Below are 14672 nucleotides of genomic sequence, written 5' to 3' on the forward strand. Positions count from 1 at the left end.
TGTCTCCGATTAAATTTGCCAGCGTCGTTTCGAGCCGACCGTGGCGCCCTTCAACATGGCTTTGCGACCATCCGATAAGCAATGCAAGCGCAAAAGCCGTTACTCTCCCGCCCATCTCTCGATGCATGTTGGACGCCAAGTCGGCGACGCGAGGATCTTCAAACCCACTAATGCGTTGTTTCAGAAGAAAAAAGACCAGAATAAAACGGCCGTCAAGTTTTGCGTCAAGCTCTCAGGCCCTCTGGCGTGTCAGTCAACCGGGCACCGTCAGCCAGCGCGGCGTCCTTCCATCCCATTTACCTTCAAGAACGCCATCAGCATCGGTCCGAGCGAAAACTCACCGCGCTCCGACCGCTTCGCGTGGTCACGCAGATACCCGCCTGGCGAGTCGATCATATTCGATCTCCAAAATGCAGGCCATAGCCACCGCAGGGTTCTCCGGCCCCATCGCTCCGCACGCCTCCTCCTAAGCAGACGGGCTAACCCAAGCATTGACCGGACGACCACCGCGGCTCCCATCAACTCGCGCCAATGGTCAATCCTGCCGCTGGGCCCGTAATCGATGATTTGAAGGCTAGCTTTGAGCACCATGCCTAGCGGAAACGCGTTGATCGGCTCAATGTTGCGCTGCGTTCTACCCTGCCCCGTCAAAGGGGCCGGCGTTGCCGGCCTCGCGGTGGTCCATGCGCTTGTCGCGCGCGGCGCCGAGATCACGGTCTTCGATCCGCACCCCGGCTTTTCGGCGGCCGCGTCATGGCTCGCCGGCGGCATGCTGGCGCCTTGGTGCGAGCGCGAGAGCGCCGACGAGGCGGTGCTGCGCGAGGGGCAGGATGCGCCCGACCGCTGGGAGGCGATGCTGCCCGGCGTCGTCAAACGCAACGGCACATTGAACGACCGCGCAGGGACAGAGGGACGAAAGTCACGCCCGACTCGCGTCGTGGTTACGACGCAGCCACCGCGGTCGGATCGTGGCGCCATTGAATTTCCCGATACGGCGGCACGCCGCGCCAGCTTGAGCGACCCGCAGCGCACCTGGGCGGATACGTCAATCACGCTTTTCGCAACCGGAGATATTGCTATTTCATGATCGTGATCTCGGAATAAACCCGACTCCAAACCCAAACAGGCGACCAATCTTCTCCAACGTCTCCAGTGTAGGATTCGCGGTCCCAGCTTCAATCTCGGCAACTTGCCGCCTAGTGAGGCTTAGCGATTTAGCGAATTCTTCTTGGGTCATGCCGATGCCCTTGCGGAGATCCCCGACTGCTTCGGGTAAAGGCAAATCGCCATTGCGCGCGCGCGCGGCCAATGTCCGGCGGTTTTCAAGAACTTGTTCTTTTGTTGGCTTCTTCCAGCGGGCCATATATCAGTTCGACCTCCGCGTCATGAGCAGGCCTCGAGAACGCTGTTTGTTATTTCGACGCAGCGCGTCATCGCTCGCTGCTGAATTTCGGGAGAAGCGCCCCCGTGCCTCGCAAGGTTCGGCGCCCGTCGCAGTTGTTCAGCGAAAGAGTAGAGTGCACTCGCCATACGTTTCTGCTCATCGGGAACGGCCATCACTCCTTTGCAGATCTTCTTCCAGTCAGGGAGGTGATCGACGCCTCCATCACGCATCATGGCCCATCGTGTCGAGCGAACGATTCCTTCCTTGGCCAGCCGCATGGGCGCGAAGTCAAACAATGGAGCAAGACGGATCGTGCCATCTTGATGTTTGCTTAGAGCCGAGTTCCGACCGTGATTATCAGGATTTCCGAGCGCCAGATTGGCGATATCGCGCTTCACATATTCGACGATGTCCGAGAATGGCTCGGCTGAATATTGGCGCAGCAGGTCGATATACGCCTCGTGTGTGCCAACATGGCCGAAATCCGCGACGCCGATCGCCGACACGAGGCTTTCCTGCCCCAGCCTGACGGTTCCGCCGCCTTCTCTTATCTTCCGGTCGAAACGGGGAATGATCAGGACCCCTTCGGCATGGCTCGAAGGTTCGCTGACATGAAGACCGATCTCTTCAGCAATTCGCGAATAGATGGCTTCGCCCTCGAGGATCAGACGATCGACGGGGTCGCTGCTGCGTACCAGCTTGACGATGACGTGGCGCACGGCCTCGTCATCGGTCACGAAGCTATCAGGATAATAAAGACCATCATTCGCCTGGGTCATGGAGACCTTGGGCCATTCGCCTTGCAGTCCGCTTGAACCAGACGCAAGCATTGCAAAGCGATCAGCCACCTCCATGAAGCGATCCGACCGCTCGAGGATTTCCTCTTCCGTCACGCCTCGGCGCCGCACATTATATAGTCGTTCCCTTTCGGCCTCAGCCGCTTCCTTGATGCGGATATTGCCTATGCCGCCCGTCGCTGATCGCAGAAGCAGCGGGAGATCAGAAGCGCGCGAGCCTTCGGCGAGCCCTAGGTGCTCCGCAAGCTTTCGCCTTGCATGTCCTTGTGGCATGAGATCCAATAGAAACGGCGGCCAACTGCCACTAAATCGATTTTCGAGATCAACAGGATAGCGGATTGACAAGGCGCGATGGTCTCTAACCGTTTTTCCGGCCGCGAATTCCACCGACGCCACGGTAACGAAATAATCGAGATCGTAGTCGACGATCGACGCGCCCTTGAAGCCGGCCGTATCGTCCTTCAATTCGAGCGTCGCGGCGTGGTGCCACTCACGGTTAAAATGTGTTTGAAGCGTCAGCCGCATTAAATTGATCCTTCTAATGGGACGTTAATGTACTACGTAGAAAAGATAAACCCCATTTAATGGTTCATAACCGCGTCGGAGGCGGGACCCGGCGGCGCGGGGAGTAATCGAGCATGCCGAGGATGCCGACGGCCAGAAAAAAGGGTGCCGAGAGTTCAGGCGCTCGGCGGAGAACTCGGTTCGACGGTGTTGATTGCCCCTTCGGCCGATCGGAGCCTAAGCGCGGACACTGGCGATTGATGGCGATATCAAATAGGATTCGATCACGGAAGGCGACAATATCGTCGAGGTTCCCAGCGAAGGCAGTCGTCCGACGACAGTTGGACTAGGAAAGACGCATTGTCAGACTACCCGACCACGCCAGATAATCGATACTTCATAGTGCGCGGCCGCCTATGGCGGCAGTGCAACCCCGCGCTCGACCAAGATACCCATGATCGTCTGGTGGCTCAGCTCATGGCGGCGCGGCGCGCCGTTCGCGATGCGACAGCGGGCAGTCGCGAGATGGCGGACGCCCGTGGCCGCGTCAACGATGCGAAGGTAGCGCTTGGCGAGCGGGGAACCCCGTGGTGGAACGACGGCGCTCCCGACTACAATCGCCATCTCGTCCGAAACACCCCGTACGCTGAGTGGTATGCCGACTTGCAGGAAGCGCTTCCGTGAAAAGTATTCAACCCTTTGGCCCATCCTTCGGCGGTTCGCGGCCCCGCTGCAGGGCGGCGACAATCAAAGGCATTGCCGCAATGACAATCCGGCCAAGCGGTACCTTGCGGATGACGCGAGTCGCCACGGCACTCCCGGCGATACCCGCGATCAATTTTCCCCATGGGAATGCCCCAGAGGTCTCCACGTTATCGGACTTCGTTGTACGCTTCGCCATGTCTATATCCTCAATGCGTTCCCGCGCTAGCAAGGCGTTTCGGGTGGAGTACGACCGACACTCAATGCCAATGCCAATGAGCTTAAACGGGCTGATTACGAGAAAAGTTCACATGACGATGCATTAACACATCCGCGGGAACCCTGTCCGTTCATTGCGCCACCGCCTCAACGAAGTCTCGAACCCTGTCCTGAGGCGGATCCTTATCAAGCGTTTTTCATCGTACCGCGCGATCGCCCATAGTCGCCTATACTCTCCTACCGTCGTTTTTCGTGCTCAAGGTTCGTATGGCCGAGCAGTACGAGAAACCTCGGTATCGTTTTCACGACGCCGCTCTCCTCGCATCGGATAGAGCCGCTTGCTTGACAGGAGACTGACCCTGCGCACCTTCCAGGAATTCCGGTGCGACTAACGTCGCAATGATGCGCAACACAATGGGGCATTCTGGAGCGAGAGCGCGAAGGCGAGCGCGGGGACAGCGACAATGCTCGTGGCGAAGAACGCTGGTCCATCAGCAGGGTCCGCGAAAAAACAATCGAGGCCAAGAACCTCGTAGGCGGGAGCCAATGACGACGGGCCATCGAAGAGATGGCCGCGTTGACACCGTGGGTAAGGCCCTCTGATGCCTGTCAGTGCGAGATCCTTCGTTTCGTCGAAATCGCTCGTCACACTCGCATTTTTTAGTTCATCTTAGCCTCAAACTGCTTCCGCCTTCGGCGGCAACACCGACGACACCACGCGAGAGCATGGTTGAAATCATTCAGACGATCATGCTTGCGGCCCCAAGCACGCATTTCATCGTGATGGCGCAGGCCGTGCTTTACAGAGGCGCGGGCTTTTCGGTCGTTTGGCCACAGTTCATGTGGCTCGCAGGGATCGCCGCGGCCCTGTTTACTCTCTCGCTAAGGGGCTTCCGCCGCTCTCTCAGGTGAGATGCCGGGCTTGAAGGGCGTCAACGTGCCCGGAGCGCCCTGCCAGTAGCCTGGGAGCAAGCAAGGAGATTTGTGATGCTGACCGTGCGATCCATCGAGTCCCGATCCTATCATGCTCGGGCCGCGACCGAGAATATGGGAAGCCGCGAATTCGGTGCTGGATCGCGGCTTCAGCAGCCTGCCAGTCGTCGACAATGACGGCGCGCTGCTCGGCATCGGGTCTCAATTTCGAAGCACCTTGTGCTGATCCTTGTCGTCGTCTGGAGAAGCGCATGATGATGCGGCCGAGCCAAACGCCCGCCAAGCGCGTGATAAATGGACCCATGAGCCTTGCGTCGCCATTTCCCAATCCGACGGTGATCATGGACGCCGAGGCGCCCCCGGCCGCGACAGCCACGTTTCGCAGCGAGATTGTACACTAACGTACAGACTATTCTGTTTTGATATCAATCATTTGCGGATATTCCGGAATATGGCTTTCGAGCCGCTTCAATCATGGTTCAGCTCTTGCCCTGCCTAATCGCGGGCTAGCTTTCTTCTTGATGCTGTCTCATCAAAGCCAAGGGACATCGCTTGACCAAGACCGACTGGCCAAAAGAGCCGCTCACGACAACCGACCTGAAGATGTTGCACGGCGTTCTCATCGATTGGTGTCGCGACAATGACTGCGATCCGTCCAGCGATCGCGGAAGGCTAGCTGCCAAGGCGCTTGTGGGATGGCACGAATTCGGCATTCACGATGCGGCCGAGCTTACCAAGCTCATGCATGACGAGGTTATAATCGCGAAAACCTGATTTTATAGCGTCATCATCCAGACGGCCTCGCCACCGTTTTCGACGTTCTTGGGGCTCTTGATATCCCGGCCGCCAGCCCCAGCTTTCGTTCATGGGACATCTTCGATATCAAGTCAGTAAAAACCATTCCGATGTATACTGGTCGATTATCGACATCTTCACGGGTTGGGCCGCCGTCTATCACGGCGTCCGTCTGGATACCTTGGAACCGGACGAAGCGGATCGGATGGTGGATGTGATCAATCTCGCCGACCTCGCCAAACGCGGACAGCTTAGGCTTCTTCGATGATCTACTTCACGAGCGATACGCACTTGGCCGACCCTCGCGTACTGAGGATCGACCAAAGACCTTTTCCGGGAATGAAGGAGCATGACGCGGCCCTGATCGCAAACTGGAACGCGGTCGTTCGTCCGGATGATGAAGTCTGGCATCTCGGGGACTTCATGGGCAGGGGCGCGGGGGATTGCAACCATATGCTCCAGCGCCTAACCGGCATAAAGCACCTGATCATCGGCAACAACGATCCCGACACGGTGGTCGCCTGCGGAGGGTGGAAAACGGTGCAGCACTACAAAGAGCTCATCGTTGACGGCGTTCTGCTGGTGATGTGCCATTACCCCTTCCGCACCTGGAACCAGATGGGCAAGAAATCGATCAATCTCCACGGTCATTCACACGGCCGGCTCAAACCTTTGCCCCGTCAGTTTGATGTTGGGGTCGATGTTTTTGATCTCAAGCCTGTCACACTCAACGATATCCTATCATCGCGCTTGAAACGAGTGCCAGGATGACCAATTTTGGATGTACAAACCGGGGAGCTACCTTCCTAGCCAAGGTACTCCGCGATGGAGGCATTGCCCGACTTCTTGTGGCGGGTCGCAAGCGAAGGGCAAGGCGAAAGCGCGTAATATCAATGCAGCCTGTCCGTGGGAAAGCAAGATCGCGATCTTTCCAGTAGCGTCATCGAAAACGAGCCGGCATGGTCGCCTGAGGCTATCAGTGCCCGCTTGGCCGATGCATGTCCCTTGGCCTTTGCGATGAGTGCGTTCCATGCGCTGTCGCTGGACGCCGCCTGCTGAAGCGACAACCCCAAGCATGCTTCCTACTCATCCACGTTCCGGCCTTTTCGGCGGGGAGCCTCATGCGAGGTCCGACAAAGGTCAACAAGGCCGAGCGTCGCCAGGACGCACGCTGTCACTGTCGCCTCCGGCATTAGCCAAGGGGCATGACGCGGGACAGGAACTGTGTAGCGCCCGAGCATCATCGTCCCGGTAGCGCTTTCTTCACCACGTTTGAACCGAGTTCAGTTAGACATGGTGCATGTTAAGTTTCCTGTCATGTCGGCCCGATATGCCTTTTCGCGAAGTCAGGCAGAGATTTTGAGATGACCCGTTATGAAGTCGAGATGTCGAACGGCCGATGGGTGGTCATTGATCGCACTACGGGACTAGCTCTGCGAAATTCTTCCGATGAGAGGTTCACCCAGTTGGAAGCCCAGGCTCTTGCTGATTTCCGCAATGGCATCGGGACCTCGACGCCGGAGCGTGTCCACACACGCCTTCAATCCATCCGACTTGCGTGGAAAGCTGTCCTAGGCAGGCGTGGATAGCTCCAAGGTCATCGTGACGCCAAAGAATGCGAAGTCGCGAACGTGAGCGAACCACTCGGCCGCTTGCGTGCTGGAGCTGATTGCGTTGCGGACGAGGCCCCTTACGCCTCCTGGTCTGATGCCGTCCGATTTGGCGGGGACCCGTGGTTCGCACGTGCGGCTATCAGCAAGTTTCGTTCTTGGACGCACCCGTCGATTTCTCAACGTCCTTGGATGTGAGTTAACGTTGTTTGACGCCCCGGCACGATTTCTCCGGTTCATTGCGTTCTCGCCAGCTCTCGGCATGCTTGGCTACCTCCGGGAACAACTCCGTCTGCCGGCCTCGTCCTTACAACGACCGATTTCGACCCGATGGTTTCACCGCAACAGTCCTTGGCCCCCATCGACCCATATTGGTGATCCAGTGATGTGCCGCGCCTTGTCTGATGCCAGAAATGCTATGACGTCCGCCACATCAGAGCTTTTGCCTGGCCTGCCGCCGGTGATGGGAACTTGGCCGTCTGGCCAGATGACGGGGATCACTGTTTGATCCTCTTGTCGAAGGGCAGTGTTCGAGTCGATATTCGTTTCGATCTCGCCGGGGCACACCGCGTTGATACGGATGTGATGACGAGCAAGTTCGAGCGCCAATTGCTGCACCATCGCAACCTGACCCGCCTTGGTGGCGGTGTAGGCCGTCGCGCCGGGCGTCGTGAAGGTTCGGGTTCCGTTGATCGATGACACCACGATGATCGATCCGCCACCCGCCGCCTTCAGGAGAGGAACAGTCGCCCGGATTGTCAGGAAGGTGCCAGTGAGATTGGTGGAGATGGTCCTGTTCCATTCCTCCAATGTCAAATCATCGATGGGAGCCCACGCGCCATTGATCCCGGCGTTCGCCACTACGACGTCGAGCCTGCCGTAACGGCGCGCCAGCTCGCTGACCGCCTCCTCCATTTGCCGTTGGTTCGCGATATCGGCATTCAAGACGTGAGCATCGCCATCGCTCTCGCTGATCTCGAGCATCGTCGCGTCAAGATCGTCCTGGCTGTGTCCAAGCAAGCCGACGCAATATCCTTCCGATGCAAGGGTTTGGGCCGAGGCTCTTCCGATGCCCGATCCCGCGCCTGTAACCAAGGCAACTCTCTTCATGTGACCCCCGTCCAATGCTTGACGAAAACAAGACGATGATTAACCCGGTATCAGCGGATCCGGTTCCAAGTACGCTTCTGTACGGACGTTCGATGGTCGGGTACATGACGGAAAACGCCCACCGAAAGCGCCGCGCGGTTCATCGCACGACTTTCGCAAGCAGCTCTTCCGTGGAAGTCATCTCGACCTGCACGGAAAATCTCGCGCCGAGAAGCTCCAGTGTCGAATCGTGCGTGCTATCCGCCCCACTGCACACCGCGTCATGCGGAATCAGCACACGGTACCCGAGGTCGATCGCGCCGACCACGGTCGCGAGCACGCAAACGTCCGTCTCCCCTCCGGTGACGATAAGCGTATCGACGCCGTCCTGGACCAGAAATTGATGAAGCCGTCCGTCAACCCAGGGGGAATACGTCCGCTTGTCAAAGATCCGCGCTGGCGGGACAAATCGAGCCAGGGCCGGTAAAAGGTCGACAAGCTCGCGCGGTAAGCGGTTCAGGGTCATCTGATCCCACTTTTCGTAATAGGTCTTCCATGCGCCCGGCATCTGGCTCGCGGAGCGCGGCGGGATGAAGCGGGTGAAGATGGTCCGTGCAGGTGTTCTCGCCGCCAATTCCTCGATTTGGCCGGATACCTCCGCCATCCATGGAACGTTCCACGCGGTCTCCTCGTCGAACATCCGCTGCATATCGATACATAGGTGAGCCCACCGTGGCATGATCGCCTCCATGTCGTGCCGCAGACCGCGAACCAGTGGCCTACGAACCAAATCCGAGTAAAAGGCCCATCGCCGTCAAGGAAACAAAGCCTACCGCGGCCAATCCCGTCGTGAGGTAATCACTCAATCGGCCTGGCTCCGCGTTCCTGATTTCGCCCTTGGTCCCCAAGACAGCGGAGAAGCCGGCAAACATCCAGCATAGTAGCGTTATGGATCCCAAGATGATGGCCCAGTGGAATGTCATGGCTGATATCGCTGTCATGAAAGAACCTTCGCCCGAACCGCTGCGTCCATGAAGCTTTCGCGTGCCAATTCCGCGCTTCCGTGCTCCATTAGAGCCTTGCGGCACCTGGACATCGCCAAGCTGAATTCCGCGCTGTCCTTCGATGGCCATTGGCTTTTTAGCGCTAGCAGGGCGGCATCGGGTCCATTAATGCGTTGACGGCTACCGCCAGCCATCCGCACGTGAACTGGCACCGCCCACCTTATCTGGAAGTCGACATCAATAACCATGGGCATGAGGCACCTCTTTTTCAAACCGTATGTACAACCTCGACGACGGTTGCCGGTTCCCGAGGTGAGGGCTTGGTCCGCAACCGCACGATCGATCCTGATTTAGATTGTGTTCCACGACATTTTCGTCAGCGGCATCTCATGATTGGTGTAATGGCCCCATAAATATCCGGGGATATGCTATCTCCCGCGCCATCGCGGCTGACCCAAGGGGGCATGTTCCCGCCGTCGCGGGCGACCAGGAGCGGTCGCACTCCGGCGGGCACGGGTTTTTCGAGCCTTTGGACCGGCTTTTCGGGTTTGATGTGCCGCCTCCCGTGTTCGTGGTGAGGCTCGTATGGAGTTGGTGACGTCGATATCACCAGCCTGCCATGGCCGCCGGATCCAAGCGAGATCCGCACCGCGCTCGAGATCCGCCGTCCGGCCCCAGGCAAATCGAGTTCGCGACCTTGGGCGTTCGGGCGGCTCAACCGTGCGAAACCGCTGGTATCATAAAGAAGCGGCCGTGGCTCGATTCAAACCAGACGGGGACCCGTCGGCGGTAAGAGCTATGGCGCTTTGTTGCCCAACAATCCCGCGAGTTGGACCGTGTTGCGAACGAGCATGTCGACTGCCGACGTCACAACCTCCGGGATCTCGTCGAGGTCCACGAAGTTCTTGCTGCCCATTGCCTCACCCACCCAATAGGCGACCGCGTTGGCGGGAATGGTGAAGCCCACGTCGTTGAGGGCCTGGAAAACCTCGGCGGAAACGTGATGGGCGCCGTCCTCGTTACCGACGACGGCGACGGCCGCGACCCGCCCGTGGGAAATCATTCGCCCCTCGTCATCGGTTTCCTCGAGGAAGGCATCCATGCGCTCAAGAGCGCGCTTGGCGACCGAGGAGGGTTGCCCAAGCCAAATAGGTGTCCCAATTATCAAGATGTTGGCATCGAGAATCGCCGTTCTGATATCGGGCCATGCATCGCCTGGCCCTTCGTCTGATGTGACGCCTGGCTTGATGTCATGGTCGGCCAAGCGGATCGTTTCGACCTCGACATGCATTTCGCGCAATCCGCGCCCAATGAGGTCGAGCATTCGGTCGGTGGATGACGGCTCGCCTCCGCTAGATTTCAGGGTGCCGTTCAGAGCGATTGCCTTGAGGTTCATTGGGTCGTCTCCTTTGATGATCGCGGCGGTCCAAAAGCATAGGGTCCGCCTTTCTCCAGGGCTCTATGGTAGGCGGGACGGGCGTGGATACGTGCGAGCCAGTCTGTTGTTGCTCGATTGTCATCTCCGAGAAACCCACGGGCCCCCGCCGCCTCGAGGGGAAAGCTCATCATGATGTCGGCCGCGGTGAACGCGGTTCCAGCGAACCATTCGCGACCACGGAGTTCCTGTTCGACGAAGTTCAGGTGCGTCTCGAGCATCGGACGTATGCGCTTCAACGCGAACCGTCCCAGAAGGAGAATTTTCGATGCGACGAGGCTGGTGAAGAGTATCGGCATCAGCGAACCTTCGGCATAATGGAGGTACTGGCGATATAGAACGGCTTCGCGGGGCGTCGCAGGCAAGCCTAGCTTGCCGTCCGCCGAGCCAACCAGGTGTTCGACGATCGCACCAGTCTCCACCAACACCTGGCGGCTGGCGGAGCTATCGAGATCCTCGACGATCGGCGACTTTCCGAGCGGATGAACCGCCCGCAATGCCTCGGGGGCGGACATATCCTTGTTTCGCTCGTAAAAGCGGATAGCGTAATCCAGTCCCAGCTCCTCCATGAGCCAAAGGATGCGCTGGGAGCGGCTATTATTGAGATGATGGACAATAAACAGGTGAATTCTCCGCGGTCACGATCAGCAGGGAGAAGCTGGATAGCCGTCAATGGTTCCATTCGTCGCCAGGGCTTGGCAAGGTCGCGCGTTCGCCTCGGACAACAGCAACACGGGTTCGAGCTTCAAATCGTCGCCGAACTGTCCAAGCAGCGGGCTCGTGTTCGAGAGCGGGTTTGTCGCCTTCGGGCGGCGTTTCCCATCCAGACCGCGCGAGCAGTGATCGGCTTCGCCTCGCCGCTTTGACCGTCCGCCCGCTGTCGCCGGCCCGCCCGATGCGCAAGGTATCGCTTTCCTCTCACAGCTTGCGGTCGGCGGTCTCGAACTAGGTGGATCGGTTGTCGAGAACCTTGTCAGGGCGCCGAGAAGATCAGAACCAACGAGGGCGCCGAGGGCTTCTTGTTACAGGTCAGGATTGATTTCGGTTCGAACGAAGAGATCAACTCTGGGTGCTTGAGGAAGCAACTGAACGTGGATCAGGCTCTCATGGTTTGATGCCGCGGCGATCACGACCGGTCGCGATATCAACCAAGGAGGCGCGATTCGTGGCAGGTTTAAGCCGGTTTGCTTATTTCATGCCGGGAAATTCCAGAACATCCCGCCTGAAACCATCGCAACCCCCAAAGTGATGGTTTCTGTTATCACTGTTGGTTTGGGTGAGCTCAAACCACATAGAAAGCGCGTACATTTGAACTACCGCAACCTTCCAACGCCCGACATGACCAAGGAAGCGGTCCTGTGACGTGACGGCCATCGGCCCCCAAACCGGTCTTGAAAGCGGCAACGACGCTTCCGTGTGAAGTACTCACGCCAGCCCGCTCACCTTTAGGCTCGCGGCGGTGGCAGCCATCAGGGCCACCACGATCCAAGGTGGGGCTCGCCGCGAGGCCCCTGCGGACGGCGATGTCTTTCCGATAGCTGAGCGTACCGACGACGGCCGCCACCACATCTCCCACGACGTCCGCTTCCTCGAAGGATTGGCCCGGCTGCCTGAGCGGTCGTCTCGCTAGGGTTCAAATGTCCTTTCGGGAGGTCCCATGGTCCGGGCCGGAAGTCCACGGCTTCCTCATGGCGGAAAGTTCGCGGCGGTGGCCTTCCATAGATACTACGCGATGCTACAAGCCTCACCCACATTCCATCTGCTAGCATCAAGCTGAATGACGTTGCAGGTAAATGGGCATACGCAGGCGCCGCATATGACGAAAGAGAGGGGCTGAAATATGAAATGGCTTCTATCTCTCGCCGCCGGAATTCTTTTCGCTCTCAGTTCTTTCGCACAAGTGCCTCCCGCCGTGGCCCCGCCGGAGAAGGTCGATGAACTCCTGCGCCTGTTACAGGACCCGGAGGTTCAAGCGTGGCTAAACGGTCGAAAGGCATCGGGTTTACCAGCGGCGACTTCGGCGGCCGGTGCCTCGAATCTCAAAAATTGGGATTCGCGGCGCGTGCCCGTATTAGCGGGATCCTTGCCGCCTTAGCGGAGATTCCAACGGAGGTTGTCGCTGCCGCGGCCAGAACACGAGAGGATGCAACAAGCAGGGGCGGCCATGCTCCGGTGTTCGTGCTCTTTGCCGGCCTGGTTGCCGTTGGCCTCATTGCCGAGGGTCTTTACCGTAAGCTAGTGGCACGTGGTGACACCATTCCTAGTGACCTGGCTCCGATTGTCATTTTCGCTGGCGCGATGGCGATTATTTTCTTCGCGGTGGACTGGCCGCCTCTCGCTCGCATCGTCTTGCTAGCCTACCTGTCCGCCTTCATCCTGTTCCGGTTGGCTCGCGTGTTCATGTCCATCGCCAAGGTCGCACCGCCCTTGCGGGCAAGATTGTCGGCCGTCATCGGACTTGTCTGCTTCGCGGCCGCCACTGAAGCAATTGGGGAACCCCTCGGGGTTCCGCCGCTCGTTACGGAGGCAATCAGTTACTGTTTCTCCCTTATCGGCCTGATGTTGGCGATCGAGGCCGTTTGGGCCACTTCGCGGCGACCTCGGTCCTGGAAGGTTGCTATCGCGGGTTTCCTTGTGGTGCTGTGGGTGATCTGGTGTGTCAACATGCGGGGGGTTTTCTGGATCGGCATCTATTTGCTTGCCTTACCGGCCGTCCTCAACGCGGTTGGCCGCGCGGTGGCCTCTTTCACCGGCGATCCGAGCAGCTTTCGCGGTGTCTTGATTATCCGCAGCGCTCGTGCCGTCGTGATCTGTCTGGCCGTCGGCTGGCTGGCGCTGGTCTGGCGTCTCAATCCGGATACGTTGGGTCGGCGCGATCCGGTGATCGTCTCACTGTTCTACGGTGGTCTGAAAAGTGTCTTGATCCTCGTCTGCGCCGATCTGCTCTGGCAACTGGCGAAAGGTTGGATCGACCGGACACTGCATGGCGCGACGGATGCGACCTCGCTCGCGCCGGCCGATGCGGCCCGCCGCGCCCGATTTCGCACCCTGCTTCCAATCCTTCGCAACGCGCTGGCTGTCATGGTCGGCGTCATGGCCTTTCTGATCGTTCTGGCGCAACTCGGCGTTCAGATCGGACCGTTGATCGCGGGCGCGGGCATCTTCGGCGTCGCTATAGGCTTCGGCTCGCAGACCCTCGTCAAGGACGTGATTAGCGGCGTGTTCTACATGCTGGATGACGCCTTCCGCGTCGGGGAGTATATCCAAGCCAAGGATTACAAAGGCACTGTCGAGGGCTTCAGCCTGCGTTCGGTTCGCCTACGTCATCATCGCGGCCCGGTCTTCACGGTGCCATTCGGCGACCTCGGTGCCGTCGAGAACATGAGTCGTGACTGGGTGATCGACAAGTTCAGAATTACTGTCGGCTTCAACACCGATATCGAAAAGGCCCGAAAGCTGACCAAAAAGATCGGAGCGGAGCTGAAGGAAGACCCAGAGCTTGGCCCGCTCTTTATCGAGCCACTGAAGATGAAGGGTGTCGAGGAGTTCGCGGACTATGGAATAGTCCTGAGCTTTGCCATGACCACGGTGCCCGGCATGCAGACTTTCATCCGTCGCAAGGCCTACGCCAAGCTTCGCGAGGCGTTCCTGGCAAATGACATCGCTTTCGCCCAACCGACCGTACAGGTAGGCGGTGACGACAAGGAAGGCGGCGCGGCAGCGGCAGCGCAGGCGATCCGCGCACAACGGGCGGGCACAGCCACGACCGCGACGTGAGCGAAGCCCATGGCCTCAATCCCTCAAGGTGCGCGATTACCACCGCGTGATCAGCACAACATTGCTACAGGCCACGGATGCGGCAGCCCGGTAGCGATCCTGCTCGATCAGTGCGATGAGGGTGTGAAAGACCAAAGCAAGCGCACTTGCTTCCAAAACACAACAACACAACGACGAACGGCCGGGCGGCATTAGTAAGGATACCTCTCTAAATGGGCCTCTTTGCTCAAGCTGTCCTTCGGCGAGGTAGAGCCATTTAGTTCAATCCCGCGATTGCTCCATGGGCGGATTTCGTTAAAACCCTCTTGATCGAGTGCTCATCCGCCCACCTCGGTCTTGCCGGGCTTAGTACCAATGCGAGTCTGCTCCGCGCCTCGGCCCAGGGTCTCGATCCGTGCCGCTTTCTGCGGCGATGAGCCCGTG

At 58.8% G+C, this 14672-nt stretch carries 11 protein-coding genes and 5 pseudogenes; 6 read left to right on the forward strand and 10 right to left on the reverse strand.

Features of this window, described 5'->3' with window-relative positions:
- Nucleotides 1–267: 267 nt before the first annotated feature.
- Nucleotides 268–630 (reverse strand): annotated as a pseudogene (gene repC, locus P3R82_RS11060) (replication initiation protein RepC); the annotation flags it as partial.
- On the opposite strand from repC, the pseudogene P3R82_RS11065 reads away from it, so the two are divergent.
- Nucleotides 620–889, forward strand: a pseudogene (locus P3R82_RS11065) (FAD-dependent oxidoreductase); the annotation flags it as partial. The pseudogenes repC and P3R82_RS11065 sit on opposite strands and share 11 nt — an antisense overlap.
- A 192-nt stretch (nt 890–1081) precedes the next feature.
- Here P3R82_RS11065 and P3R82_RS11070 read toward each other — a convergent pair.
- Together P3R82_RS11070 and P3R82_RS11075 are read right to left on the reverse strand one after the other, a co-directional pair.
- Nucleotides 1082–1363 (reverse strand): helix-turn-helix transcriptional regulator, encoded by a 282-nt coding sequence (locus tag P3R82_RS11070; protein ID WP_112436750.1) that lies wholly within the window; start codon nt 1361–1363, stop codon nt 1082–1084.
- Between the two features lie 20 nt (nt 1364–1383).
- Complete coding sequence (locus tag P3R82_RS11075) at nt 1384–2706, reverse strand: HipA domain-containing protein (RefSeq protein ID WP_283193859.1); 1323 nt, start codon at nt 2704–2706, stop codon at nt 1384–1386.
- Nucleotides 2707–3150: 444 nt separating this feature from the next.
- Between P3R82_RS11075 and P3R82_RS11080 the strand changes: the two genes are divergently transcribed.
- Nucleotides 3151–3369: a hypothetical protein gene (locus tag P3R82_RS11080; RefSeq protein ID WP_349294062.1), complete on the forward strand. Its 219-nt coding sequence runs from the start codon at nt 3151–3153 to the stop codon at nt 3367–3369.
- Nucleotides 3370–3376: 7 nt separating this feature from the next.
- Here P3R82_RS11080 and P3R82_RS11085 read toward each other — a convergent pair whose 3' ends face one another.
- Together P3R82_RS11085 and P3R82_RS11090 are read right to left on the reverse strand one after the other, a co-directional pair.
- On the reverse strand, nt 3377–3586 hold the full coding sequence (locus tag P3R82_RS11085) for a hypothetical protein (RefSeq protein WP_283193861.1): 210 nt from the start codon (nt 3584–3586) through the stop codon (nt 3377–3379).
- Nucleotides 3587–4030: 444 nt separating this feature from the next.
- A pseudogene (locus P3R82_RS11090) lies at nt 4031–4255 on the reverse strand (hypothetical protein); the annotation flags it as partial.
- Between the two features lie 59 nt (nt 4256–4314).
- On the opposite strand from P3R82_RS11090, the pseudogene P3R82_RS11095 reads away from it, so the two are divergent.
- From P3R82_RS11095 to P3R82_RS11105, 3 genes and pseudogenes are all read left to right on the forward strand, one after another.
- Nucleotides 4315–4518: pseudogene (locus tag P3R82_RS11095) on the forward strand (hypothetical protein); the annotation flags it as partial.
- A 573-nt stretch (nt 4519–5091) separates the two neighbouring features.
- Entirely contained in the window at nt 5092–5313 is a 222-nt protein-coding gene (locus P3R82_RS11100) for a hypothetical protein (RefSeq protein WP_283193862.1), read from the forward strand.
- Between the two features lie 285 nt (nt 5314–5598).
- Nucleotides 5599–6105, forward strand: coding sequence for a hydrolase (locus tag P3R82_RS11105; RefSeq protein WP_283193863.1), 507 nt, complete (start codon nt 5599–5601; stop codon nt 6103–6105).
- A gap of 1175 nt (nt 6106–7280) precedes the next feature.
- On the opposite strand, the gene P3R82_RS11110 is transcribed toward P3R82_RS11105, so the two are convergent.
- From P3R82_RS11110 to P3R82_RS11130, 5 genes are all read right to left on the reverse strand, one after another.
- The gene (locus P3R82_RS11110) at nt 7281–8054 is read right to left on the reverse strand and encodes an SDR family NAD(P)-dependent oxidoreductase (RefSeq protein ID WP_283193864.1); all 774 of its coding nucleotides are present in this window, start codon (nt 8052–8054) and stop codon (nt 7281–7283) included.
- Between the two features lie 139 nt (nt 8055–8193).
- Nucleotides 8194–8784 carry an isochorismatase family cysteine hydrolase gene (locus P3R82_RS11115; protein ID WP_283193865.1) on the reverse strand — a complete coding sequence of 197 codons (591 nt, stop codon included), beginning with the start codon at nt 8782–8784 and terminating at the stop codon, nt 8194–8196.
- A 246-nt stretch (nt 8785–9030) separates the two neighbouring features.
- Nucleotides 9031–9291, reverse strand: a complete 261-nt coding sequence (locus tag P3R82_RS11120; RefSeq protein ID WP_283193866.1) for a DUF982 domain-containing protein — start codon at nt 9289–9291, stop codon at nt 9031–9033.
- A 542-nt stretch (nt 9292–9833) separates the two neighbouring features.
- Nucleotides 9834–10433, reverse strand: coding sequence for a flavodoxin family protein (locus tag P3R82_RS11125; RefSeq protein WP_283193867.1), 600 nt, complete (start codon nt 10431–10433; stop codon nt 9834–9836).
- Nucleotides 10430–11095, reverse strand: coding sequence for a glutathione S-transferase (locus P3R82_RS11130; RefSeq protein WP_283193931.1), 666 nt, complete (start codon nt 11093–11095; stop codon nt 10430–10432). Before P3R82_RS11130 ends, P3R82_RS11125 begins: the two co-directional genes overlap by 4 nt.
- Before the next feature lie 1217 nt (nt 11096–12312).
- Between P3R82_RS11130 and P3R82_RS11135 the strand changes: the two are divergent.
- A pseudogene (locus P3R82_RS11135) lies at nt 12313–14249 on the forward strand (mechanosensitive ion channel family protein).
- Nucleotides 14250–14672: the final 423 nt, after the last annotated feature.

It is taken from the genome of Rhizobium sp. AN80A (assembly GCF_030053015.1).
Lineage (GTDB): Bacteria > Pseudomonadota > Alphaproteobacteria > Rhizobiales > Rhizobiaceae > Rhizobium > Rhizobium metallidurans.